Source organism: Salinicoccus sp. Marseille-QA3875, from assembly GCF_054950095.1.
Window position 1 is genome coordinate 2,370,522 of the sequence record NZ_CM143103.1, and the last position, 20,462, is coordinate 2,390,983.

The 20,462-nt window shown below is 42.2% G+C and carries 25 protein-coding genes; 21 read left to right on the forward strand and 4 right to left on the reverse strand.

The annotated features are described in order from the left end of the window. Positions 1-10: 10 nt before the first annotated feature. From ACY8DT_RS12005 to hfq, 3 genes are read left to right on the forward strand one after another with little or no spacing between them, the layout of a single operon-like run. Entirely contained in the window at positions 11-886 is an 876-nt protein-coding gene (locus tag ACY8DT_RS12005; protein ID WP_462420546.1) for an alpha/beta fold hydrolase, read from the forward strand. Further along, complete coding sequence (miaA, locus tag ACY8DT_RS12010; protein ID WP_462420547.1) at positions 876-1,808, forward strand: tRNA (adenosine(37)-N6)-dimethylallyltransferase MiaA; 933 nt, start codon at positions 876-878, stop codon at positions 1,806-1,808. Before ACY8DT_RS12005 ends, miaA begins: the two co-directional genes overlap by 11 nt. Before the next feature lie 16 nt (positions 1,809-1,824). Then, complete coding sequence (hfq, locus tag ACY8DT_RS12015) at positions 1,825-2,022, forward strand: RNA chaperone Hfq (protein ID WP_462420548.1); 198 nt, start codon at positions 1,825-1,827, stop codon at positions 2,020-2,022. A gap of 30 nt (positions 2,023-2,052) precedes the next feature. Here the strand turns inward: hfq and ACY8DT_RS12020 are convergent, their stop codons facing one another. Continuing rightward, positions 2,053-2,547, reverse strand: a complete 495-nt coding sequence (locus tag ACY8DT_RS12020; protein WP_462420549.1) for a glutathione peroxidase — start codon at positions 2,545-2,547, stop codon at positions 2,053-2,055. A gap of 118 nt (positions 2,548-2,665) precedes the next feature. On the opposite strand from ACY8DT_RS12020, the gene hflX reads away from it, so the two are divergent. From hflX to ACY8DT_RS12035, 3 genes are read left to right on the forward strand one after another with little or no spacing between them, the layout of a single operon-like run. Further along, positions 2,666-3,916 (forward strand): GTPase HflX, encoded by a 1,251-nt coding sequence (hflX, locus tag ACY8DT_RS12025; RefSeq protein ID WP_462420550.1) that lies wholly within the window; start codon positions 2,666-2,668, stop codon positions 3,914-3,916. Next, a complete protein-coding gene (locus ACY8DT_RS12030; RefSeq protein ID WP_462422270.1) occupies positions 3,894-5,114 on the forward strand; it encodes a methionine gamma-lyase family protein in 1,221 nt (406 codons plus the stop codon). Before hflX ends, ACY8DT_RS12030 begins: the two co-directional genes overlap by 23 nt. A gap of 15 nt (positions 5,115-5,129) precedes the next feature. Then, complete coding sequence (locus tag ACY8DT_RS12035) at positions 5,130-6,572, forward strand: protein adenylyltransferase SelO (protein ID WP_462420551.1); 1,443 nt, start codon at positions 5,130-5,132, stop codon at positions 6,570-6,572. A gap of 128 nt (positions 6,573-6,700) precedes the next feature. Here ACY8DT_RS12035 and ACY8DT_RS12040 read toward each other — a convergent pair whose 3' ends face one another. Next, positions 6,701-7,582, reverse strand: coding sequence for a ketopantoate reductase C-terminal domain-containing protein (locus ACY8DT_RS12040; RefSeq protein ID WP_462420552.1), 882 nt, complete (start codon positions 7,580-7,582; stop codon positions 6,701-6,703). 74 nt (positions 7,583-7,656) lie between these two features. On the opposite strand from ACY8DT_RS12040, the gene panB reads away from it, so the two are divergent. The 3 genes from panB to ACY8DT_RS12055 all read left to right on the forward strand — a co-directional run bounded on the left by panB (position 7,657) and on the right by ACY8DT_RS12055 (position 10,413). Next, positions 7,657-8,475: a 3-methyl-2-oxobutanoate hydroxymethyltransferase gene (gene panB, locus ACY8DT_RS12045; RefSeq protein ID WP_462420553.1), complete on the forward strand. Its 819-nt coding sequence runs from the start codon at positions 7,657-7,659 to the stop codon at positions 8,473-8,475. Beyond that, positions 8,459-9,304, forward strand: coding sequence for a pantoate--beta-alanine ligase (panC, locus tag ACY8DT_RS12050; protein WP_462420554.1), 846 nt, complete (start codon positions 8,459-8,461; stop codon positions 9,302-9,304). Before panB ends, panC begins: the two co-directional genes overlap by 17 nt. Positions 9,305-9,414: 110 nt before the next feature. Then, complete coding sequence (locus ACY8DT_RS12055) at positions 9,415-10,413, forward strand: CAP domain-containing protein (protein ID WP_462420555.1); 999 nt, start codon at positions 9,415-9,417, stop codon at positions 10,411-10,413. A gap of 53 nt (positions 10,414-10,466) precedes the next feature. Here the strand turns inward: ACY8DT_RS12055 and lexA are convergent, their stop codons facing one another. Continuing rightward, complete coding sequence (gene lexA, locus ACY8DT_RS12060) at positions 10,467-11,081, reverse strand: transcriptional repressor LexA (RefSeq protein WP_462420556.1); 615 nt, start codon at positions 11,079-11,081, stop codon at positions 10,467-10,469. 141 nt (positions 11,082-11,222) lie between these two features. On the opposite strand from lexA, the gene ACY8DT_RS12065 reads away from it, so the two are divergent. From ACY8DT_RS12065 to ACY8DT_RS12105, 9 genes are all read left to right on the forward strand, one after another. Continuing rightward, positions 11,223-11,468 (forward strand): hypothetical protein, encoded by a 246-nt coding sequence (locus ACY8DT_RS12065; RefSeq protein ID WP_462420557.1) that lies wholly within the window; start codon positions 11,223-11,225, stop codon positions 11,466-11,468. Between the two features lie 68 nt (positions 11,469-11,536). Further along, complete coding sequence (locus ACY8DT_RS12070; RefSeq protein ID WP_462420558.1) at positions 11,537-11,773, forward strand: DUF896 domain-containing protein; 237 nt, start codon at positions 11,537-11,539, stop codon at positions 11,771-11,773. 13 nt (positions 11,774-11,786) lie between these two features. Continuing rightward, positions 11,787-13,772 carry a transketolase gene (gene tkt / locus ACY8DT_RS12075; protein ID WP_462420559.1) on the forward strand — a complete coding sequence of 662 codons (1,986 nt, stop codon included), beginning with the start codon at positions 11,787-11,789 and terminating at the stop codon, positions 13,770-13,772. A 71-nt stretch (positions 13,773-13,843) separates the two neighbouring features. Then, positions 13,844-14,086 carry a YneF family protein gene (locus ACY8DT_RS12080; RefSeq protein ID WP_052256561.1) on the forward strand — a complete coding sequence of 81 codons (243 nt, stop codon included), beginning with the start codon at positions 13,844-13,846 and terminating at the stop codon, positions 14,084-14,086. A gap of 73 nt (positions 14,087-14,159) precedes the next feature. Continuing rightward, on the forward strand, positions 14,160-14,318 hold the full coding sequence (locus ACY8DT_RS12085; RefSeq protein WP_462420560.1) for a hypothetical protein: 159 nt from the start codon (positions 14,160-14,162) through the stop codon (positions 14,316-14,318). 136 nt (positions 14,319-14,454) lie between these two features. Beyond that, positions 14,455-16,236, forward strand: a complete 1,782-nt coding sequence (locus ACY8DT_RS12090; RefSeq protein ID WP_462420561.1) for an ABC transporter ATP-binding protein — start codon at positions 14,455-14,457, stop codon at positions 16,234-16,236. Then, positions 16,229-17,992, forward strand: coding sequence for an ABC transporter ATP-binding protein (locus tag ACY8DT_RS12095; RefSeq protein WP_462420562.1), 1,764 nt, complete (start codon positions 16,229-16,231; stop codon positions 17,990-17,992). The genes ACY8DT_RS12090 and ACY8DT_RS12095 overlap by 8 nt, the downstream gene beginning before the upstream one ends. Before the next feature lie 88 nt (positions 17,993-18,080). Beyond that, on the forward strand, positions 18,081-18,785 hold the full coding sequence (locus ACY8DT_RS12100) for a cytochrome c biogenesis CcdA family protein (protein WP_462420563.1): 705 nt from the start codon (positions 18,081-18,083) through the stop codon (positions 18,783-18,785). Positions 18,786-18,799: 14 nt separating this feature from the next. Continuing rightward, on the forward strand, positions 18,800-19,285 hold the full coding sequence (locus tag ACY8DT_RS12105; protein WP_462420564.1) for a CcdC family protein: 486 nt from the start codon (positions 18,800-18,802) through the stop codon (positions 19,283-19,285). Here ACY8DT_RS12105 and ACY8DT_RS12110 read toward each other — a convergent pair. Beyond that, positions 19,282-19,776 carry a DUF2621 family protein gene (locus ACY8DT_RS12110; RefSeq protein ID WP_462420565.1) on the reverse strand — a complete coding sequence of 165 codons (495 nt, stop codon included), beginning with the start codon at positions 19,774-19,776 and terminating at the stop codon, positions 19,282-19,284. The two genes, ACY8DT_RS12105 and ACY8DT_RS12110, sit on opposite strands and share 4 nt — an antisense overlap. 91 nt (positions 19,777-19,867) lie before the next feature. On the opposite strand from ACY8DT_RS12110, the gene ACY8DT_RS12115 reads away from it, so the two are divergent. The 3 genes from ACY8DT_RS12115 to ACY8DT_RS12125 are packed head-to-tail and all read left to right on the forward strand — an operon-like array spanning position 19,868 to position 20,419. Then, positions 19,868-20,068: a DUF1659 domain-containing protein gene (locus ACY8DT_RS12115; RefSeq protein ID WP_462420566.1), complete on the forward strand. Its 201-nt coding sequence runs from the start codon at positions 19,868-19,870 to the stop codon at positions 20,066-20,068. A gap of 22 nt (positions 20,069-20,090) precedes the next feature. Continuing rightward, a complete protein-coding gene (locus tag ACY8DT_RS12120) occupies positions 20,091-20,303 on the forward strand; it encodes a DUF2922 domain-containing protein (protein WP_462420567.1) in 213 nt (70 codons plus the stop codon). Continuing rightward, positions 20,303-20,419, forward strand: a complete 117-nt coding sequence (locus tag ACY8DT_RS12125) for a YvrJ family protein (protein ID WP_462420568.1) — start codon at positions 20,303-20,305, stop codon at positions 20,417-20,419. Before ACY8DT_RS12120 ends, ACY8DT_RS12125 begins: the two co-directional genes overlap by 1 nt. The last annotated feature ends 43 nt before the right edge of the window (positions 20,420-20,462 follow it).

Here is a 20,462-nt window from a genome sequence, read left to right on the forward strand (position 1 = left end):
GGGGGATAAGGTGATTTCTTACGAAAAGGTATATAATGGACATTATGAAATAGAGGCGAAAGTATTCAGGCCCGACCGGCCGGTTGCAGCCATCCAGATTCTCCACGGCATGGCAGAACATCTGGAACGGTACAATGAATTTTGTACATGGCTGATGGCGAATGATATACATGTTGTCATCCATAATCACAGAGGACACGGAAAAGGTGCGGAAAACCCGGGTCACTTTGAAAGGTTCAATGATCTCATCACCGATGCTCTGGCCGTCAAATCACTGCTTCCCAAAAACTTGAAAACTTTTATACTTGGTCATTCCATGGGTTCCATCGTAGCGAGACGACTCCTTGCGACACATGAATATGATGCGGGCATCGTCATCGGGACGGGCAATAAGGACGGCATTATGGACGGACCGCTGTCACTTCTGATGAATATGACCAAACGCTTAAAACCTCAGATGAAGGGTGAACTTCTGACGGACCTGGCCTTTTTGGGCTATGATAAGCACTTTCCTGAAACGCTTGAAAACCGTTGGCTGTGCAGTGACATGGAAGTGGTTCAAAGCTATAATGAAGATGAATACTGTGGCTGCCATATGTCGTTCAACGCCCTTGCCGAAATAGTGAAGAGCATCAGGCTGACAAACAGTAATCATGTACTGGGCAGGTATCAGACAGATATTCCGATATTGCTGGTCGGCGGCAAACAAGATCCATTTTCCGATTTCGGCAAAGATATCAGGGAGCTCGCTAAAAATCTGATCCGCTATACGGATTCTGTAACGGTCCAGCTGTATGAGAAGAGCCGTCATGAAGTGCTGAATGAGAAAAACAGGGAACAGGTGTATCAAAAACTTTTGGAGTGGGTGATGTTACGTGTCGACTAATGAAAAATTAATTGTTCTGATCGGACCGACTGCAGTCGGGAAAACATCTTTATCAATAGATATAGCGGAAAAATTTGATTTTGACATCATCAGCGGTGATTCCATGCAGGTCTATCAGGATATGGATATTCTGACAGGGAAAATAAAACCCGAAGAAACAAAAGGGATCATCCATCATATGATTGATATCAAAAAGCCAAGCGAAAGCTTCTCCGTCCATGATTTTAAACTTGAAGTGGATGATCTGATAGATACTTACCATGAAGATGATAAGATTCCTTTCATCGTCGGCGGGACCGGTCATTACATCCGTGCGCTGATTTATGATTATGACTTCCATGATGAAGATGACCAGGAGAAAAGGGATCTGATGGAAAAGTTCGATAAATTGAGCACGACAATATTATATGGAAGATTAAAAGAAATATCCGAAGAACTCGCAGCGGGTGTACATCCGAATAACAGACAAAGAATTTTGCGGCAGCTGATAAAATTCGAGCTGTCCGAAAGAATCAGCCAGCGCATGACCGGCAAGGACTCAAACTATGAACAGATGCCCAAATATGATACATTTATAATAGGATTGGAGCGTGAACGCTCTGTATTATACGATAGAATCAATCAGAGAGTGGAAGAGATGTTCGAGGCGGGTATAGAGGAGGAAGCTCTGAAGTTATATAAGGAGCACAGCTTGTCGACGACCGCCAAAGGTGCTATAGGATATAAGGAATTCATACCTTATTTCGAAGGTGGATGTACTTTGGATGAAGTCAAAGAAAAGATTCAGCAGAATACAAGACAGTTTGCCAAAAGACAGCTGACATTCTTCAGGAATCAACTGAATGTTGAATGGTATGATCTGGATGGAAAAGAGAGTACAGAAAAAATATTTAAAGATATATCTGAATTTCTGAATAAATGAAGAGGGGAAATGCAAAATGAGCAACTTAAATCTGCAGGATGAGTTTCTGAATGGTATTAAAGACGCGGACGAAGAAGTGACGGTAATACTGCAAAATGGTTATCAGATGAAGGGCAAAGTCAAAAAATTTGATAAGTATGTCATCAAAGTCGAATCCGGCGGCAAGACTCATCTGATCTACAAGCATGCTATCAGTACATTCGTAAAACAATAAAACCCATCCCATCACCGGGTGGGTTTTATTTTAGCCGCTCAGCAGCTCTTCAATTTCATCTTCAAGCTGCATTACAGATTTCTGGGGTGCGTATCTTGAAACAACCCTGCCCTCGCGCGAGACGATAAATTTTGTGAAATCCCATTTGACTTTATTGATGAATAAGGCGGATTTGCCTTCTGTCAAATATTGAAAAACCGGATGGATATCCTGTCCCCGGACGTGTACTTCTTCCATTAGGGGGAAAGTAGGATTATAGGGTATTTTATCGCCATTATCGTCATTGTTTTGAAGCAGGTTTTGGATGTGCGGTTTTTTGTTGAAATCATCGGAAGGAAAACCAAGGACTGCGAGTCCCTGATCTTTATATTTCTCATATATATAATCGACTTCGGTCAACTGATCATTTTTTTCAGTTTCAACCGGGGTGTTGAGTATTAAGATTACTTTACCTTTATAAGACTCCATTGACTGCTCTTCGCCTTGTGCATTGTTGAACCTCAAGTCATAGAAATGAGTTTTCACCTGAAGGGCCCCTTTCTGGTTAACAAAAAATCTCTCTATATAAATCATGTACACAATTTATAATAATTTCAAACATTTATTTTATGAAAATTTATACCGGTGGAGGTGTTTTGACAATATGTCTGAGAATTTTAAAGGCATTATCATTGCTGTGAATACATTCGAAGTGAAAGATATCGAATCAGAGATAGAAGAATTGAAAAGTCTCGCCGTTTCAAGCGGTATCGAGGTCATCGGATCACATGTACAGAACAGAAATTCGATGGATCCGAAAAGCTATGTCGGGATAGGATTTTTAGAGTCTGTTGCCGAAAGCTATGATGAAGAGATCGACTACTGTATTATCAACAATGAAATCACTGCCAGTCAAAACAGAAAGATAGAATCAGTTATGGATACTAAGGTGATTGACCGTACACAGGTCATTCTGGATATATTCAGTTTAAGGGCTCAGAGTAAAGCCGGTCAGCTGCAGGTCGAACTGGCACAGCTCGAATATCTGGTGCCGAGGCTGAAAGGGCAGGGGATCAACCTGTCGAGGCTCGGTGCAGGAATCGGTACAAGAGGACCGGGTGAGACGAAGCTTGAGACGGACAGGCGTCATATCAATACACGCATAAAAGAGATTAAAAATCAGTTGAAGACAATCATCAACCACCGTGAAAGATACCGTGAACAGCGGAAGAAGAATCAAGTGGTCAAAGTGTCTCTGATCGGTTATACGAACGCCGGGAAATCTACGTTGTTCAATGTCATGGCTGACAGCAATACTTTGGAGCAGGATAAATTATTCGCAACACTCGATCCGAAGACGAGAAAACTGGAAATGCCGAGCGGGTTCAACTGTGTCCTGACGGATACGGTCGGATTCATTCAAAATCTGCCGACGACGCTCGTTGAAAGCTTCAAGTCCACTCTGGAGGAAGCGGGCGACAGTGATTTCATCATTCATGTAATCGACAATGATGCAGATAATATTACGACACATTACGATACTGTCAAAGGTCTGATGAAGGAGCTGGATATGACTGACATCCCCCAGATCATCTTCTTCAATAAGACGGATCTCAATGATGAACTGAATCTCATTCCGGCAGAACACAGCGTATACGTTTCAAAAAATACACCGCAGGAAGAAATGAACAGGCATCTGGAAGATTTCATGAAAAAAGAATTTGAAGATTACAAAGTTGAATTACCGGCTGAAGATATGCATCTGTATTATTCGCTCAAGAGCGCAACCATTATCGAGAGCAGTGAAATGGATGAAGAGACCGGCATATTAAAAGTAGAAGGCCATTCACCCGAAGGTGGATGGGTTGAAAGGATTGTAGGCAGTGACGACATTGGCGGTACAAAACCTGATTGAAGAATCATTGGATGAAATAGAACCAATCATTAAAGAAAATAAAAAGCTCGGCTATAAGAACTTTTCAAAAGTGATGGCGGCTTTTCTCGAGAATGAAGTGACGGACACGGACTTCTCCGGGACGACCGGCTACGGGTATAATGATATCGGCCGGGATAAGCTTGAAGATATTTACAGATACGTGTTCAAAGCTGAAGATGCACTTGTGAGAACCCAGATCATTTCAGGGACACATGCTATCAGCCTGACACTACTGTCTTTATTAAAGCAGGGGGATGAATTGTTATATATTACAGGCACGCCCTATGACACATTGGAAAAGGTCATCGGCAGCAGTGAAGAGGATATCGGCAGCCTGTATGAGGAAGGCGTGTCCTACAGAGAAGTGGAGCTGAAAGATGATACGTTTGATATCGATGGAATTTTAGATGCAGTTTCAGATAAGACGAAAGTCATCGGCATCCAGAGGTCGCGGGGATACTCACTGAGAGCATCGACGACGATTGATGAGATAGAACATGTCTGCCGGAGTATTAAAGAAAGACATCCCGAAATCATCATTTTCGTAGACAACTGTTACGGTGAATTTGTCGAGGATAGAGAGCCGCTTGAAGCGGGTGCTGATATTATTGCAGGAAGCCTTATTAAAAATCCCGGCGGCGGTCTTGCGAAAATGGGTGGTTATGTCGCTGGACGGGCAGATCTTGTTGAGCGAGTCAGCTACCGTCTCACAGTCCCCGGAATAGGGAAAGAGATGGGCGCGAGCCTGAATGCCCTGACAGATATGTTCCAGGGATTCTATATGGCACCGCATGCGGTAGTGGAAAGTTTGAACGGTGCTGTTCTGACAAGTCATGTACTGGCAAAAATCGGTATGACGACAGATCCCGCACCGGCAGATAAACGGACCGATCTGATCCAGACAGTGAGCTTCAATAGTGAAGAGGAGATGATCAAATTCACTCAGATGATACAAAAAGCAAGTCCGGTGAATGCGAAATTCATGCCGATCCCGGACCTCATTCCGGGATATCAGAATCCGGTAATCATGGCAGCCGGGACATTTGTGCAGGGTGCATCCCTTGAGCTGAGTGCGGATGGACCGATCAGACCCCCTTACACGGTATTTGTCCAGGGCGGGCTCGTGATGGAGCATGTAATATACGCACTGCACATGGCTTTGGAAGAACTTATTTAAAATGGAGATGAGAGAATGACATTTGGTTTCAATTTTGAAACGACGTATAAGAATTTATCGTCACATTTTTATACTGAAGCGGAACCCGAGAAATCAAGCAACCCGGAAATCCTATTGTTCAACGACCGTCTTAGTGACAGTCTTGGTCTGGATAAATCGGCACTCAATTCAGACGACGGTGCCGGAGTACTGGCCGGCAATAAAATAATCAAGGATACACCGCTTGCGATGGCTTATGCAGGCCATCAGTTCGGACAGTTCACGATGCTTGGCGACGGGAGAGCACTGCTGCTCGGTGAGCATATGCATCATGGTGAAAGATATGATGTGCAGCTGAAAGGTTCAGGACGGACTCAATATTCCCGTTCAGGTGACGGACGTGCACCGCTCGGACCGATGCTGAGGGAATATATCATCAGTGAAGCCATGCATGCACTCGGCGTTCCGACGACGCGGAGTCTTGCTGTCACTTTAACCGGTGATTCCGTCATGCGGGAGCAGGCATTGAAGAGTGCGGTGTTGACACGAGTGGCGAGCAGCCACTTGAGAGCAGGCACTTTCCAGTATGCAATCATTGAAAGTGAAGAAGCTGTAAAAGAACTGGCTGATTACGCAATCGAGCGTCATTATCCGGATTTTTCTGATAAAGAAAATAAATATGAATTATTTTTGGAAGCTGTGGTCCATGCCCAAAGTTATTTGATTGCCAAATGGCAGTCGATCGGTTTTATCCACGGTGTAATGAATACGGATAATATGGCTATCAGCGGTGAAACGATCGATTACGGGCCATGTGCATTCATCGATTATTATGACCCGAAGACGGTGTTCAGTTCAATTGATGTACAGGGCAGATATCAATTCAGGAACCAGCCGGGAATTGCACAGTGGAACCTGGCCAAATTTGCAGAAACACTGATTCCGCTGCTTCATGAAGATCAGGATAAAGCGATAGAAATAGCGCAGGAAAAACTGGATCACTATAAAGATCTGTACCAGACCTACTGGCTGACAAATATGGTGAATAAATTGGGTATTGTACAACCGGAGGAAAGTGATGTTGAGCTCGTTCTTGACTTCCTGGAAATTCTGGAAAAAGAGTCACTCGACCATACATCAACCTTCAGAGCATTGTCACTGGACCAGGCATCTGATATTAAAGTGAAAGACACGGAAACATTCAATGCATGGCTTGAAAAATGGCAGACTGCGCTTGAAAATAAAGACCAGTCCGCCGATGATGCATTCAGACTTATGAAAAGCGTCAATCCAGCTGTCATTCCGCGTAACCACCTTGTCGAAGAGGCTTTATTCTATGCGGTGAAGACAGACGACATGACCAAAGTTGAGAAACTGGTGGAGATATTCAAAAATCCATACAGTGACGAACACGATGAATATTATAAAAGACCGCCGAAAGATGAAGAGATGATTCAAAATACATTTTGCGGTACGTAAAAAGCTGTCCGGCACTGATTTGTGCCGGATAGTTTTTTGATAATATAAAATGTTTTACGACTGGCGCTGTAAGTGTGGGTGGTTTGACTCGAGTTATGGCGTCAAGCCCTGCTGTCAATTTAGTTTTATCAATTGTTCCCACGGGTGAACCCATATGAATATCCCTTCAGTAATGTGTAGATGACATCGAGTACAGGGGTGCTCAAATCGCCTTTATTATCGTGGAAGTATTTCTGGATAAATTCATATTCAGTCTCTTTCTGATCCATCACATCGTAATACATACTTGTGCCCATATGGTCCGGATAACTTTGGAAAAGCTTTACCGACTCGTCGATGAAATCATCGGTTATTATGTCAGATTCCTGATTAATAATTTTCTGGCCTTCTTTCAGCAGCTGCTTTGTCAGGTCAACGACATCCGCGTCCTTGAAGATTTGTGCAGTATTCTGTGATAACGCCGTCATCGTATTCACGCCCAGGTTAATCAGAAGTTTTTCATAACGCAGTTTTTCAAACTTGTCATTTTTGATGATTTCAAGTTCCACATCCTGGTCTGATTCAAGCTGCTCGATCAATTCATCAAGGTGACGGTATTTTTTATTTTCGATGATCAGTCTGCTGTCCCTGAAATGTTCTATGTAATCGTGTTTTTTCTGGCCGCTGATATAGACGACTGCCGGTATGCTGTTTTTGAACCAACTATCATAACCCATGCCATTTTCACACAGTATGATATCCGTGTCATCATGGGAAATTTCCGAGATGGTACTAACTAAACTTCTTAGAGCTGTTGCTTTTGTGGAAATAAAAATTATATCAAATTTCGTTTCATCATGATTGTCAATCGATTGAATAAAATAATCGTAATCAATATATTCATTGTTTTCCAATATGGTAAAGCCGTTCCTTTCAGTTCTTGAGAATAGAGTGATGTCCAAATCCATTGATTTTAATTCTCTGGCAATGATGCTCCCGACCGCTCCGATGCCGATACAGGCAATTTTCATAATATTCCTCCGAATGATTTTATATTAATATGGTAAAATAATTATAACTTATCTGACATACAGGGGGAAGATTAATGAAATCTACAATGGATTTTATCGAAATGAAACAAAATAAAGAAAAAATTACGATGCTGACGGCGTACGATTACCCGAGTGCGCGCCAGGCGGAGGCGGCTGGTGTGGACGTGATACTCGTCGGTGACTCACTCGGCATGACTGTGCTGGGCTACAATTCGACTATAGAGGTGACTCTTCAAGATATGATCCATCATACGAAAGCTGTGAGAAGAGGAGCGCCCGATACATACATTGTTGTGGATATGCCGTTTGGCACTTACCATGTGAGCAGTGAAGAAGCGGTGGGAAATGCAATCAGACTCTATCAGGAAAGTGGTGCAGATGCTGTTAAGATAGAAGGCGCACACCTTAAGAATTTTGTACATATATTAGTCGAAGCCGGTGTTCCTGTTGTCGGGCACCTGGGGCTGACACCGCAGTCTGTGGGTATCACAGGTTTTAAAATGCAGGCATCTTCAAGGGAGGAGGCGGAAGAATTATTGGCTGCACTCGAGACATTTGAAACGCTTGGTGTGGTCATGACCGTTCTCGAAGCGATCCCGAGTGACCTCGCGGTAAAGGCTTCAGGGAGGGTGGATATTCCGCTTATCGGCATCGGTGCTGGTGTCGGCACTGACGGACAGGTACTTGTCTATCATGATATTTTAAAATATGGCTCGGACAAGCCGCCTAAATTCGTAAAGCAGTATGGAGATATGGATGAAATTGGGGTAAAGGGTATTAAGCAATATGTGCAGGAAGTGAAAGAGGGTAAATTCCCGGACGAAAAGACTACTTATAAAAAGAAGGTTTATGAGGATGAAGACAACAAGTAAAATAAATGAAATAAGAGAATTTTTAAGTGCTGAAAATATAGGTGAAATAGCCCTGGTTCCGACTATGGGCTATTTGCACAGCGGCCATTTGAAGCTGGTCGAGGCAGCCAAAAAGCATGGTGATACTGTAGTGGTCAGCATATTTGTCAATCCTCTGCAGTTCGGTCCTGATGAAGATTTTGACAACTACCCCAGGAACCTGGATCAGGATCTTAAACTGCTGAAGGAAAATGGGGTTGACTATGTGTTCCATCCTGAAGTGCATGAGATGTATCCTGAAGAAATGGAACTCGAAATCTCGTTGAAAAGTATGGCAGACGTACTTGATGGTGTTAAGCGCCCGGGACACTTCGAAGGCGTCGTGACCGTGGTCAATAAACTGTTTAATATCATCAAGCCGCATTATGTCACCTTTGGCGAGAAGGACAGGCAGCAGCTGATGATTGTCCAGAAGATGATAGAAGATTTCAATCATGATATAGAGATTCTGGCAGTGGAAACAGAACGTGAAGAAACAGGACTTGCCAAAAGCAGCAGAAACACGAACTTGAATGAGCAGGAATTGCTCGAAGCTCCTCATGTTTACAAAAGTTTGCAGCTCGGCAATAAACTGATTCAGAGCGGCGAAAGGGATGTTGAAGAAATATTGAAACAGATCACCGCTCACATTAATGAAAATACTTCGGGTACGGTGGATGACGTTCAAATTTTAAGCCATCCCGATCTGGGAATAATGACGTATGTTGTCTCGAATGTTATAATATTCATTGCTGTACAATTTGAAAGAGCGAGATTAATCGATAATCTGATGGTGAAAATAAATGAATAGAATTATTAAGAGAATGATATTGTTGATGAAAATTACACGGAATAAGAGCGACAGGATATTTTTGATGAATTGATTTTTAATCAATACTGAAGACTGAAGCAGGTGAAGCCATGTTTAAAAAAACAATCGCATTTTTAATGTTACTGCTGGTTTTATTTTTCTTGTACCCAGCCGTTGAGTCATATAATTTTAAAAATGGATTAAATAAGAGTTATGCCAACGAATGGTTGAATCTGTATGTGCTGCCAAACTATGATACTTCTAAAATAGAGCAGGTCAACAGTACACAGTCATATTCGATTGAATACAATATTGGGGAAAGATTTGAAGCTGAAGCTGAAGATGTCAATGCTGTCATCGACAGTGAATTTTCCGGAGAATTTCATATCATGGATAAAAATGATATCTTTCATATTCTTCTAGTGAACGACAGAGAAATTACAGGACTTTATACTAATGATGATGAAGTGACCATCGACTCTATCAATATAGAAGATATGGACCGTGAAACTATAAGAGAAATTTACGATCATCCTGTAAAAACGGTTGATAAGGGCGGAAAACATCTGGTAGTGGAAAATGAAGAATATGATGTTTTTGAAATCAATGATAAGTATGTCTATTTCTTTTATGATGTGTATGAGGAAGATGCAGTCAACGGGCTTCTGACAGTGGATAAATCAGAGATGAAGCACAGCGACACAATGTATAATCATCCGCCTGAAAAAGATAACGAACGATTAAACTATCATCTGATCAATGCGACAAGGGAAAAATATGGTGTGGCCCCATTGGAACATGAGGACTTGGTCAGTGAAGCAGCCGGAGGGCACAGCAGAGATATGTCGGAAAATGACTTTTTTTCCCACGAGTCACCTGACGGAAGTACTTTAAAAAGCAGAATTGAATCTTTGGAAGTATCTTATAGACTCGCAGGAGAAAATATTGCCATGGGCCATACTTCGCCAATATTTTCACATCACAGTCTGATGAACTCTAAAGAACACAGAGTGAATACGCTGAATGATAAATATACACATTTGGGTATCGGTGTTGAATATAATGATGAAGAGGTCCCTTATTATACAGAGAATTACATTAAAAAATAGATTCGTCCGGATTCTCCGGACGAATCTATTTTTATTATAATGATTTTTAAATTTTAAAATTCTCTGAACAGACCGACCACTTTTCCAAGGACAGTCACACTGTCGAGGTAGATCGGTTCGAGTGCAGTATTTTCAGGCTGCAGACGATAATATCCTTTTTCCTTATAAAACCGCTTAACAGTCGCTTCGTCCTCTTCGGTCATTGCTACGATGATATCACCATTATGGGCGATGTTCTGTTTCCGGACGATGACCCGGTCCCCATCAAAGATGCCGGCATCGATCATACTGTCCCCGGCTACATTGAGCAGGAATATTTCACTGTTATGGTTTGCTGTAAAATGTTCAGGTAAAGGGAAGTATTCATCAACATTTTCAACTGCCGTAATAGGGAGACCTGCTGTGACCTTACCTAGGACAGGCACCTGAATTACTGGAGTATGTGCCTGATTTTCCGCCTGGACGATTTCAATCGCCCTCGGTTTAGTCGGATCTCTTCTGATATAGCCTTTCTCTTCCAACTTTGCGAGGTGTCCATGTACGGTGGAACTGGACTGCAAACCTACTGCATTTCCAATTTCCCTGACACTCGGTGGATAACCTTTTTCTTGAACTGTTCTTTTTATATATTGATAGATCTGTTTCTGTCTGTCACTGATTTCTTTCATAGTAAGACCTCCAGCCCTTTATTATTTATAATGATAGCATAAGTTCGGACATCTTACAAACGTTTGTTCGCTAAACACTTGACTGAGAACAAGTGTTCTGTTAATATTTGATTACAAACAAATGTTCGAGGAGGATGACTGATGTTTAAAGAAATCAAAGGTTTTTCTTTATTATTCATAGCAGTAGTGATGATCGGCACAATATATATCTATTCTAACAATTATGGAAAGAACGCACATTCTGATAATATATATACACAAGAAGTACACAATGAAACAATGGCAATCGAACACGATACGAACGCATTAGATGAAATTATTGAAGAAAAGATGTTGACCACCGAGGAAATTGATAGTGATATGAAGTCCGTCACTATGGGAAAATAATTATTTAAGTATGAGAATGTACTCATACTTTTTTTTGTGTTAAATTATATAGGAAAGGATTGATTTTCATGCTTGAAAAGAAAAAACTCGATCGCATCAATGAACTTGCGAAGAAAAAGAAAAATGGTACTCTGACTAAGCCGGAAGCAACTGAACAACAGGAATTAAGACAAGAGTATTTGAAAACTTTCCGCAAATCATTCAAAGCCCAGGTTGAACAGACTAAAGTCATCGACCCCGAAGGCAGTGACGTGACTCCGGAAAAGTTAAAATCAATTCAACGAGAGAAAAATATTAGAAAATAGAGGAGATATTAAGATGGCTTTTGATAATACTGATCAATTAGCAATTAACACTATCCGTACACTTTCAATTGATGCAATTGAAAAAGCAAATTCAGGTCACCCTGGACTGCCGATGGGTGCTGCACCTATGGCATACACATTGTGGAGCAAACATCTGAACTTCAATCCGAATTCAATGGATTGGTTCAACCGTGACCGCTTTGTGCTCAGTGCGGGGCATGGATCAATGCTGATCTACAGTTTACTTCATTTATCAGGTGGACTTGAACTTGAAGAAATTAAAAACTTTAGACAATATGAGTCCAAAACACCAGGACATCCTGAATTCAAACACACTGAAGGTGTGGAAATTACAACGGGGCCTCTGGGGCAGGGCTTTGCTATGAGTATCGGTATGGCTATGGCTGAGAAGCATCTCGCCGCTAAATATAATACTGAAGATTATAAAGTGGTTGATCATTACACTTATGCACTTGTGAGTGACGGTGATTTAATGGAAGGGATTTCTCACGAAACAGCTTCGTTCGCAGGTCATTTGAAATTGGACAATCTGGTTGTCCTTTATGATTCCAATGATATTTCACTTGATGGCGACTTGGATAAAAGCTTCTCCGAAGATATTAAAAAGAGATTTGAAGCATACGGCTGGGATTATCAGCTGGTAAAAGACGGTAACGACCTGGAAGAGATCGACCAGGCGATAAACAATGCCAAAAAAGCGGATAAGCCTGCAATGATCGAAGTGAAAACTGTCATCGGATACGGTGCGCCCAACAAATCCGGTAAGAGTGATGCACATGGTGCGCCGCTCGGCAGTGAAGAACGTCAGGCTGCATTTGAATATTACGGTTTAGATCCTGAGAAAACTTTCCATGTTGAGGAAGATGTTTATAAACGCTTTAATGAATCATTGAATAAGCGCGGCAATGAAACTCAGGAGGCATGGGAAAATCTTCTTGAGGAATACAGTAAAGATGAACCGGAAAAACATGCTGAATTCATCGCAGCAATCAACGAAGAAGTACCTGCTGATTATGACGCAGAGCTGCCAAAATATGATGCAGGCACTAAAAAAGCGACACGCGGCACTTCAGGAGACATGATTCAGGCATTGTCCAAATCAGTCCCATCATTGTTCGGCGGTGCAGCTGACCTTGCCGGAAGTAATAAAACTTCTGTCAGCGGTGAAGAAGATTTCAGCAAAGATAATTATGCCGGTAAAAATATCTGGTTCGGTGTGCGTGAATTCGCAATGGCAGCCGCATTGAACGGCATGTCCGCACATGGCGGCATCAAGCCTTACGGCGGAACATTCTTTGTATTCAGCGACTATTTAAAACCGGCAATCCGTTTAAGCGCACTGATGAAACTTCCTGTGACCTATGTATTGACGCATGACTCCATCGCAGTGGGCGAAGACGGTCCGACACATGAACCAGTCGAACAGCTGGCCGGTTTACGTGCAATTCCGAACTTGAATACAATACGTCCGGCAGACGGCAATGAAACAAGAGCTGCATGGAAAGTTGCCATTGAATCCACAGATACACCGACTGCATTGATTCTGACACGTCAGGATGTTGAAGTGACTGATGTGGATTACAAAGCAGTCGATGAAGGTGTCAAACGCGGCGGTTATATCATCTATGATAAAGGTGATGATGCAATCGTCTTCGCTTCAGGAAGTGAAGTTTCACTTGCAGTGAACGCAGCGAAGAAGTTGGAAGAACAGGGCGTTAACATCAAAGTCGCTTCCATTCCTAATATGCAGGCATTCATGAAGCAGGATCAGGATTATATAGATAGTGTTCTGAACAAAGATATTAAAAACAGAACAGCTGTAGAAATGGCTGCGAGCCTCGGCTGGCACAAATTTACAGGCATTGACGGCAAATTATTGACGATTGATACATTCGGAGCAAGTGCCCCTGGTGACATCGTAGTTGAAAAATATGGTTTCACAGTAGAACAAGTGATGAGAACCGTTTTAGAAAAATAGTTTGTTGAAAATTTAATGATTTTAAGATAAACTATATAATGGTTTATGTACGGAGAAAGAGGTGAAGTCGCTTGGCTACATGGATTTGGATACTCATCGTTATCGTTGCACTTGTTGGTGGTTTAGCTTTAGGATTCTTTCTTGCGAGAAAGTATATGATGGATTACTTGGAGAAAAACCCGCCGATAAATGAAGATATGCTACGCATGATGATGATGCAGATGGGTCAGAAACCATCGCAGAAAAAAGTGAATCAGATGATGAGTATGATGAATAAAAACGCAGGCTCTCAGAAAGAGCGCGCTAAAAAATAACGATAGTATTTGTGAACCGCTGGTCTACGAAAGAGGATCGGCGGTTTTTTGTGTTTTTGGATTCGAGTTCGATTTGAAGTTGGAATTTGGCATTGTCAAATCGAATTCGATGTGTGATTTCGATTTGAAGGTCAATTTCGGCACCGTCAAATCTGATCGGAAGTGGGTCAGGGACATCGACATCGCTCCGACCGGCGGAGTCAGATTCGATAAAGTGTCATTCTCCGAGTAGAATAAAATACAGGCATGCTGTGAAATTTACAGCATGCTTTTTTATGTTTACGACTTTGTAAGTATTTCATATTTCGAAATATATGGTAAAATTTTAGTGGGAGAGATGTGGATGTAAGGCAAATGGGGGATTAAGAATGAAAGTCTTTAAAAAATTGTGGTGGTTTTTTAAACAGGAGAAAAACAGCTATATATTCGGTATATTCATGCTGATACTTGTTGCATTGATGGAGCTGATACCGCCTCAGATCATCGGAATGGTGATAGACGGCATTACTGAAGATACGCTGACGCCAAGGGGTTTGACGATATTTATCGCTGTATTATTGGTTACAGCAGTTTTTACATACATATTCAGATATTACTGGAGAATTTTGATTTTCGGTGCGAGTCACCGGCTGGGCAAAATATTACGTAAAAGAATGTATGATAAGTTCTCTCATATGAGTCCTTATTTTTATCAGAAGCGGAGGACGGGGGACCTGATGGCTCATGCGACCAATGATATCCGTGCTGTTCAAAATACGGCCGGGCCCGGTATTTTGACCATAGCGGATTCAATCATAACAGGCGGGGCGGTACTGATCACCATGGCCATCACTATCAGCCCGAAGCTGACTTTGATTACAATGATACCGCTGCCTTTCATGGTCGTTTTGACAAGTTACTACGGAAAGCTTTTAAACAGAGGATTCAGAAAAGCACAGGCTGCTTTCAGTGAATTGAATGATAAGACTCAGGAGAGTATTGCGGGCATTAAAGTGACTAAAACATTCGGTTACGAAGAGAGTGACCAGAAAGATTTCAAAGCACTCAGCGATGATGTTGTAGAAAAGAATTTGAAAGTGTCAAAGATTGATGCACTGTTCGATCCGACGATTACGCTTGTTATCGGAACCAGTTATTTTCTTGCAATCATCTTTGGTGCCCAGATGGTTCTATCTGATGAAATCACTTTGGGACAGCTGATTACGTTTACCACTTATCTTGGAATGATGGTATGGCCGCTACTTGCGCTGGGTATGTTTTTCAATCTTGTGCAGCGCGGACGTGCTTCATATGAAAGAATCGAAGAAATCATGCATACACAAAATGATATCGGTCATGATTATCTGATCGAGGACGCTCCCGACGGGGATATCAGATTAAATATAGGTTCGTTCAACTTCCCGGGAGACAATGAAGTAGCGCTTCGCGATGTCGACTTTGACATAAATAAAGGGCAGACGGTGGGTATTGTCGGCAGGACCGGTTCAGGTAAGAGTGCCATCATCAGACTGTTACTGCGTGAATTTGATACGAACAATCCGAATGATATCACATACGGTGATGTAAGTTTAAAGGACTATAACATTAAAAATCTACGTGCGCAGTTCGGATATGTACCGCAGGATCATTTCCTCTTCTCGACAACTATCAGGGAAAACATTGCGTTCAGTAATCCTGATCTGGATGACGAGGTCATTCATGAAGCAAGCAGATTGAGCAATATACACGAAGATATACTCGGCTTTTCTGAAGGCTACGGAACTGTTGTAGGGGAGCGCGGTGTATCATTGTCCGGCGGACAGAAGCAGCGGATTTCCATCGCAAGAGCGCTCATCACGGATCCGGAAGTGTTGATTCTGGATGACTCGCTGTCTGCAGTCGATGCCGAAACAGAAGTTAACATTTTACAAAATATCTCAAAAGTCAGAAAAGGCAAGACGAATATCATCACAGCACACAGAATCAGTGCAGTATCGAAGGCGGACCTGATCATTGTCATGGATCGAGGGACCATCGTTGAACGCGGCACCCATCAGGAGCTGTTGGATGCGGGCGGCTGGTATTATGAAACGCATAAACAGCAGGCACTCCGTCAAAACTTGACGGATGAATTAGATGATTTAGTGAAGGGGGATGAGTCATATGAATGATACAGTCAACTTGACTGCACGCGATCAACTGAAGGTCCTCCTCCGGCTGCTCACATATACCTTCCCTTTCAAAGGCATCATCGCGTTGGCATTTGTGATGCTCGTCCTGTCCACTGTCGCAGGGATGGTCGTTCCGTACCTGGTAATGGTGTTCATTGATGATTATTTGACACCGGCCGTATTTCCCGAGCGGGATATGACTGTGCTTATTGCAATATTTCTTATCGTGCAGATTGTCGGTGCTATCACGACCTACATGAATATATATTTATTTCAGTATTTGGCATTCAAAGTGATTCAGCAGCTTAGAATCGATGCTTTCAATAAGATAGGTAAACTAGGCATGAAGTATTTTGATAAAGTGCCCGGTGGGAGCATCGTGTCTCGTCTTACGAACGACACTGAAGCGATAGTGGAGATGTTCATCGGTGTGTTTGCCACATTTCTAATGGCATTTTTCATGATGGCCTCAAGCTATGTAATGATGTTCGTGCTGGATGTGAGGCTGGCATTCATAGCCCTTATATTCATGCCGCTGATATTTTTGATCATGCTGGTCTACCGTAAGTATTCAGCGATATTCTTTTCTCATGCAAGACAGTTATTATCTGATTTAAACGCAAAGTTATCGGAATCCATTGAAGGTATGAAAATCATTCAGGTGTTTAATCAGGAAAACAGATTGCAGGAAGAATTCAGAGAAATCAATGAAGACCATTATGAATATAATATGAAAACCGTGCGTCTGGATGGGTTATTATTAAGACCGGCAATCAGCATGATCCAAATACTGGCCATCGCAGTCATTTTAGGCTATTTCGGACTGCTCAGTTTTGAAGGGTCCATTACAGCAGGCTTGATTTTTGCATTCATCCAGTACATGGAACGGTTCTTTGAACCGATCAATCAGGTGAGTCAGAATTTGAGTATATTCCAGCAGGCATTAGTCGCAGCGAGCCGTGTGTTCAGACTGATTGATGACGGTACACTGGAGCCTGCCCAAAAGGAAAATCCGGATAATAAAATTATCGACGGCCGGATTGATTTCAACAACGTCACTTTCAGCTATGACGGTAAAGTGGATGTGCTGAAAAACATCAGTTTTACAGCCATGCCCGGGGAAACGATTGCTCTGGTCGGTCACACGGGTTCCGGAAAAAGTTCCATAATCAATCTTTTCATGCGGTTTTATGAATTCGAGCATGGTGAAATTTTGATTGATGGACAGTCCATTAAAGAGATGCCGAAGTCCGAACTGAAAGAAAATATCGGTCTCGTGCTTCAGGATCCATTTATATTTTACGGGACGATCGAGTCCAATATTAAGCTCTATCATCCGACGATGACTTTTGAGCAGGTCAAAGCGGCAGGTGAATTTGTCAGAGCGGACAGCTTCATCGAGAAACTGCCCAATCAGTATCACCATAAAGTTTTGGAGAAGGGCAGCACTTTCTCAAGCGGGGAAAGACAGCTGATCGCGTTTGCCAGAACCATCGCTGTGGAGCCGAAAATTCTGATTCTGGATGAGGCGACGGCAAACATAGACTCGGAAACTGAAGAGGAGATTCAAAAGTCACTCAATGTGATGAGAAAAGGGCGGACGACACTTGCGATTGCCCACAGACTTTCAACCATACAGGATGCCGATCTGATTCTTGTTCTGAACAAAGGGGAAATTGTCGAAAGAGGGACTCACGAGGAACTTCTGGAGACGGCAGGCATCTATCATAAGATGTATCTGCTTCAAAACGGATAAGTCCATTCAAATGTCATAATTTATTCTAAATAAAACCCCCTAAACCGCTGTATCTCTGATAAAATACAGTTGAATAGGGGGTATTTATGTGGGCAGTGAAGTGACCTTTTTACTGGCATTCGGAGCAGGCGTACTAAGTTTTGTATCGCCTTGTGTGCTACCCGTCTTCCCGGCTTTCGTTTCATACATAACCGGGATGAGTTACAACGAAGTTGAAAATCAGAAATTTAATGCCCGTGCCATATTCCATACGTTATTTTTCCTGATAGGGTTCAGTTTAATATATATTGCGCTTGGATTCGGAACTTCCTTTTTTGGCGGAATATTCATAGAATACGGCAACCTGATCAGACAGATCGGTGCAATATTGATTGTAGTGTTCGGCCTGGTCATCACAGGTGTACTGAAGTTTGAATTTTTAATGAAAGACAGAAAAGTCAACTTCAAAAACCGGCCGGCGGGATTTTTTGGTTCCATTTTGATCGGTATGGCTTTTGCGGCCGGTTGGACACCGTGTAACGGCCCGATCATCGGTGCGATATTTGCAATGAGTGCAACAGAACCGAGTAATGCACTCGTGTTGATGATTGTTTATTGTTTAGGTTTTGGAGTCCCATTCTTTGTCCTCAGTTTCTTTGTTTCAAAAACACGCTGGATGCTCAAATATTCAAACGCCATCATGAAAGCAGGCGGCGTTGTGATGATTTTGATGGGAATCCTGCTGTATTTTGACGGACTGACTCAGATTATTATTTGGTTACAGCCATTATTTGGTGATTTCCAAGGATTTTAAGAAGGTATGATACATTGAATATTGATATAGAAATGCTTTTATTCACACTGGCTTCAATCATGGCAGTCTTTATGGGCATCGGTGTCATATTCGTCCGGCAGAAGGCTTCAAAAAGTCCTTTGTCGGTTAAAAAGATATTGATACCGCCTGTGATGATGTCGACCGGTGCATTGATGTTCGTCTTTCCATATTTCAGGCTGTCAGCTACAGAGATACTTGAAGCGCTTATAATCGGCCTTATTTTCTCAGTGCTGCTTGTCGTTACAACGAAGTATGAACAGAAGGACGACCAGCTCTTCGTCAAACCTTCAAAATGGTTCATCGGTATTTTACTGGCCTTATTGATCATCCGGACATCTTTGAAGTCGATATTATCGATGACGATTTCACCCGGTGAGATCGGCGGCATGTTCTTTCTTCTTGCGTTCGTCATGATCGTCATATGGAGACTGTCCATGTTTATAAAATTTAAGCAATTTAAAAAGCAGCAGGCTGTCTAGCCTAGCTGCTTTACTTTTTCTGTCTGTTCAAATATGGAGAATTTTTCTTTCTCATCATCTGCATATTCGAACAGTGCTTCATATGGAGTATAATCTATCTCAAGCTGATCGAGTTTTTTCTTCATGAATCTGTGGTCTTTCTTCGGTGTTGCGATGATATAACCCTTCATTATCTGATCGAGTTCTATCTTTTTCACACCTTCATCCAAAGCTACCTTGGAAATTCTTCCGGCGATTCTTTCTTTCGCCACCTGCCTGAACAGCTCCGGCACGGGGCTTACAAGCTCATTCAACAGCGCTTTTGTATCATCATCCCAAAGCGGCAATCCTTTTTCTATATAGTAATCCTGCCAGTCGAGTTCACTGTATCCGTCTTCTTTCGGCATTCTTCTTAAAAATTTCCTGAACATAAAAAATCCGCCTATGAATAATGCACCGACCATTATGAACATCCACAGGGTAATTCCCCACATGAACAACGTATCAGTCATACCCTTCACCTCGTATACCATTATATTCAAAAAAAAGAAATATGTCCATAAACGAATTTGTGACGATATATAGTGTGAGGAGGTGAAGAGCATGCATAAAAGTACAAGTGCAAGATTTTACTACATGACGACAGATGCAGAAGGCAAAGAGATTTTACGTTATCGTTCAGTACCGAATATCAATGTGGCATCAAGTGACAACGAAATCAATCAGGTGATGGAAGTATTTGAAACATTGACACTGGATTCATATGCGTTAGTTGAAAAACTGGAAACATACGTCATTGGATAATTAAAATCAAGGAGGATTTCAAATGGAGAAAAGACTGGTTTTTGTTTTTAATACTAATGCAAACAGACGTTTTACGATGAACTTCCGTAATCCGAATGAAGCGGTCACTGAAGCCGAGCTGCTGGAAGCTGCACAGAAATTGATCGACTCGGATGCACTTGACCCGATGCAGGGGAAACCCATCGGTGTTCATTCGGCCAAAGTGGTCAGCACTGATACACAAGTCATCATCTAATGGACTGGATACCACTCGTGAGTGATGTCGGTTTCCCGGTAGTGATCACTTTTTTCCTGCTTCACCGCATGGAAAGGAAATTGGATGACCTCATCATCACTATCCGACAACTCTAAAATAGGGCGCCCTGATTTTTATCAGGGCGTTTTTTTAGTATAA

Excerpts from the sequence above, each read along its gene's own strand:
- ACY8DT_RS12095 (WP_462420562.1), top strand. The coding sequence starts at position 16,229 with ATGAATGATACAGTCAACTTGACTGCACGCGATCAACTGAAGGTCCTC.
- hflX (WP_462420550.1), top strand. The coding sequence starts at position 2,666 with ATGTCTGAGAATTTTAAAGGCATTATCATTGCTGTGAATACATTCGAA.
- lexA (WP_462420556.1), bottom strand. The coding sequence starts at position 11,081 with ATGAAAGAAATCAGTGACAGACAGAAACAGATCTATCAATATATAAAA.
- ACY8DT_RS12040 (WP_462420552.1), bottom strand. The coding sequence starts at position 7,582 with ATGAAAATTGCCTGTATCGGCATCGGAGCGGTCGGGAGCATCATTGCC.
- ACY8DT_RS12125 (WP_462420568.1), top strand. The coding sequence starts at position 20,303 with ATGGACTGGATACCACTCGTGAGTGATGTCGGTTTCCCGGTAGTGATC.
- ACY8DT_RS12120 (WP_462420567.1), top strand. The coding sequence starts at position 20,091 with ATGGAGAAAAGACTGGTTTTTGTTTTTAATACTAATGCAAACAGACGT.
- tkt (WP_462420559.1), top strand. The coding sequence starts at position 11,787 with ATGGCTTTTGATAATACTGATCAATTAGCAATTAACACTATCCGTACA.
- ACY8DT_RS12115 (WP_462420566.1), top strand. The coding sequence starts at position 19,868 with ATGCATAAAAGTACAAGTGCAAGATTTTACTACATGACGACAGATGCA.
- ACY8DT_RS12055 (WP_462420555.1), top strand. The coding sequence starts at position 9,415 with ATGTTTAAAAAAACAATCGCATTTTTAATGTTACTGCTGGTTTTATTT.
- hfq (WP_462420548.1), top strand. The coding sequence starts at position 1,825 with ATGAGCAACTTAAATCTGCAGGATGAGTTTCTGAATGGTATTAAAGAC.
- ACY8DT_RS12035 (WP_462420551.1), top strand. The coding sequence starts at position 5,130 with ATGACATTTGGTTTCAATTTTGAAACGACGTATAAGAATTTATCGTCA.
- ACY8DT_RS12070 (WP_462420558.1), top strand. The coding sequence starts at position 11,537 with ATGCTTGAAAAGAAAAAACTCGATCGCATCAATGAACTTGCGAAGAAA.
- ACY8DT_RS12065 (WP_462420557.1), top strand. The coding sequence starts at position 11,223 with ATGTTTAAAGAAATCAAAGGTTTTTCTTTATTATTCATAGCAGTAGTG.
- panB (WP_462420553.1), top strand. The coding sequence starts at position 7,657 with ATGAAATCTACAATGGATTTTATCGAAATGAAACAAAATAAAGAAAAA.
- ACY8DT_RS12090 (WP_462420561.1), top strand. The coding sequence starts at position 14,455 with ATGAAAGTCTTTAAAAAATTGTGGTGGTTTTTTAAACAGGAGAAAAAC.
- panC (WP_462420554.1), top strand. The coding sequence starts at position 8,459 with ATGAAGACAACAAGTAAAATAAATGAAATAAGAGAATTTTTAAGTGCT.
- ACY8DT_RS12110 (WP_462420565.1), bottom strand. The coding sequence starts at position 19,776 with ATGACTGATACGTTGTTCATGTGGGGAATTACCCTGTGGATGTTCATA.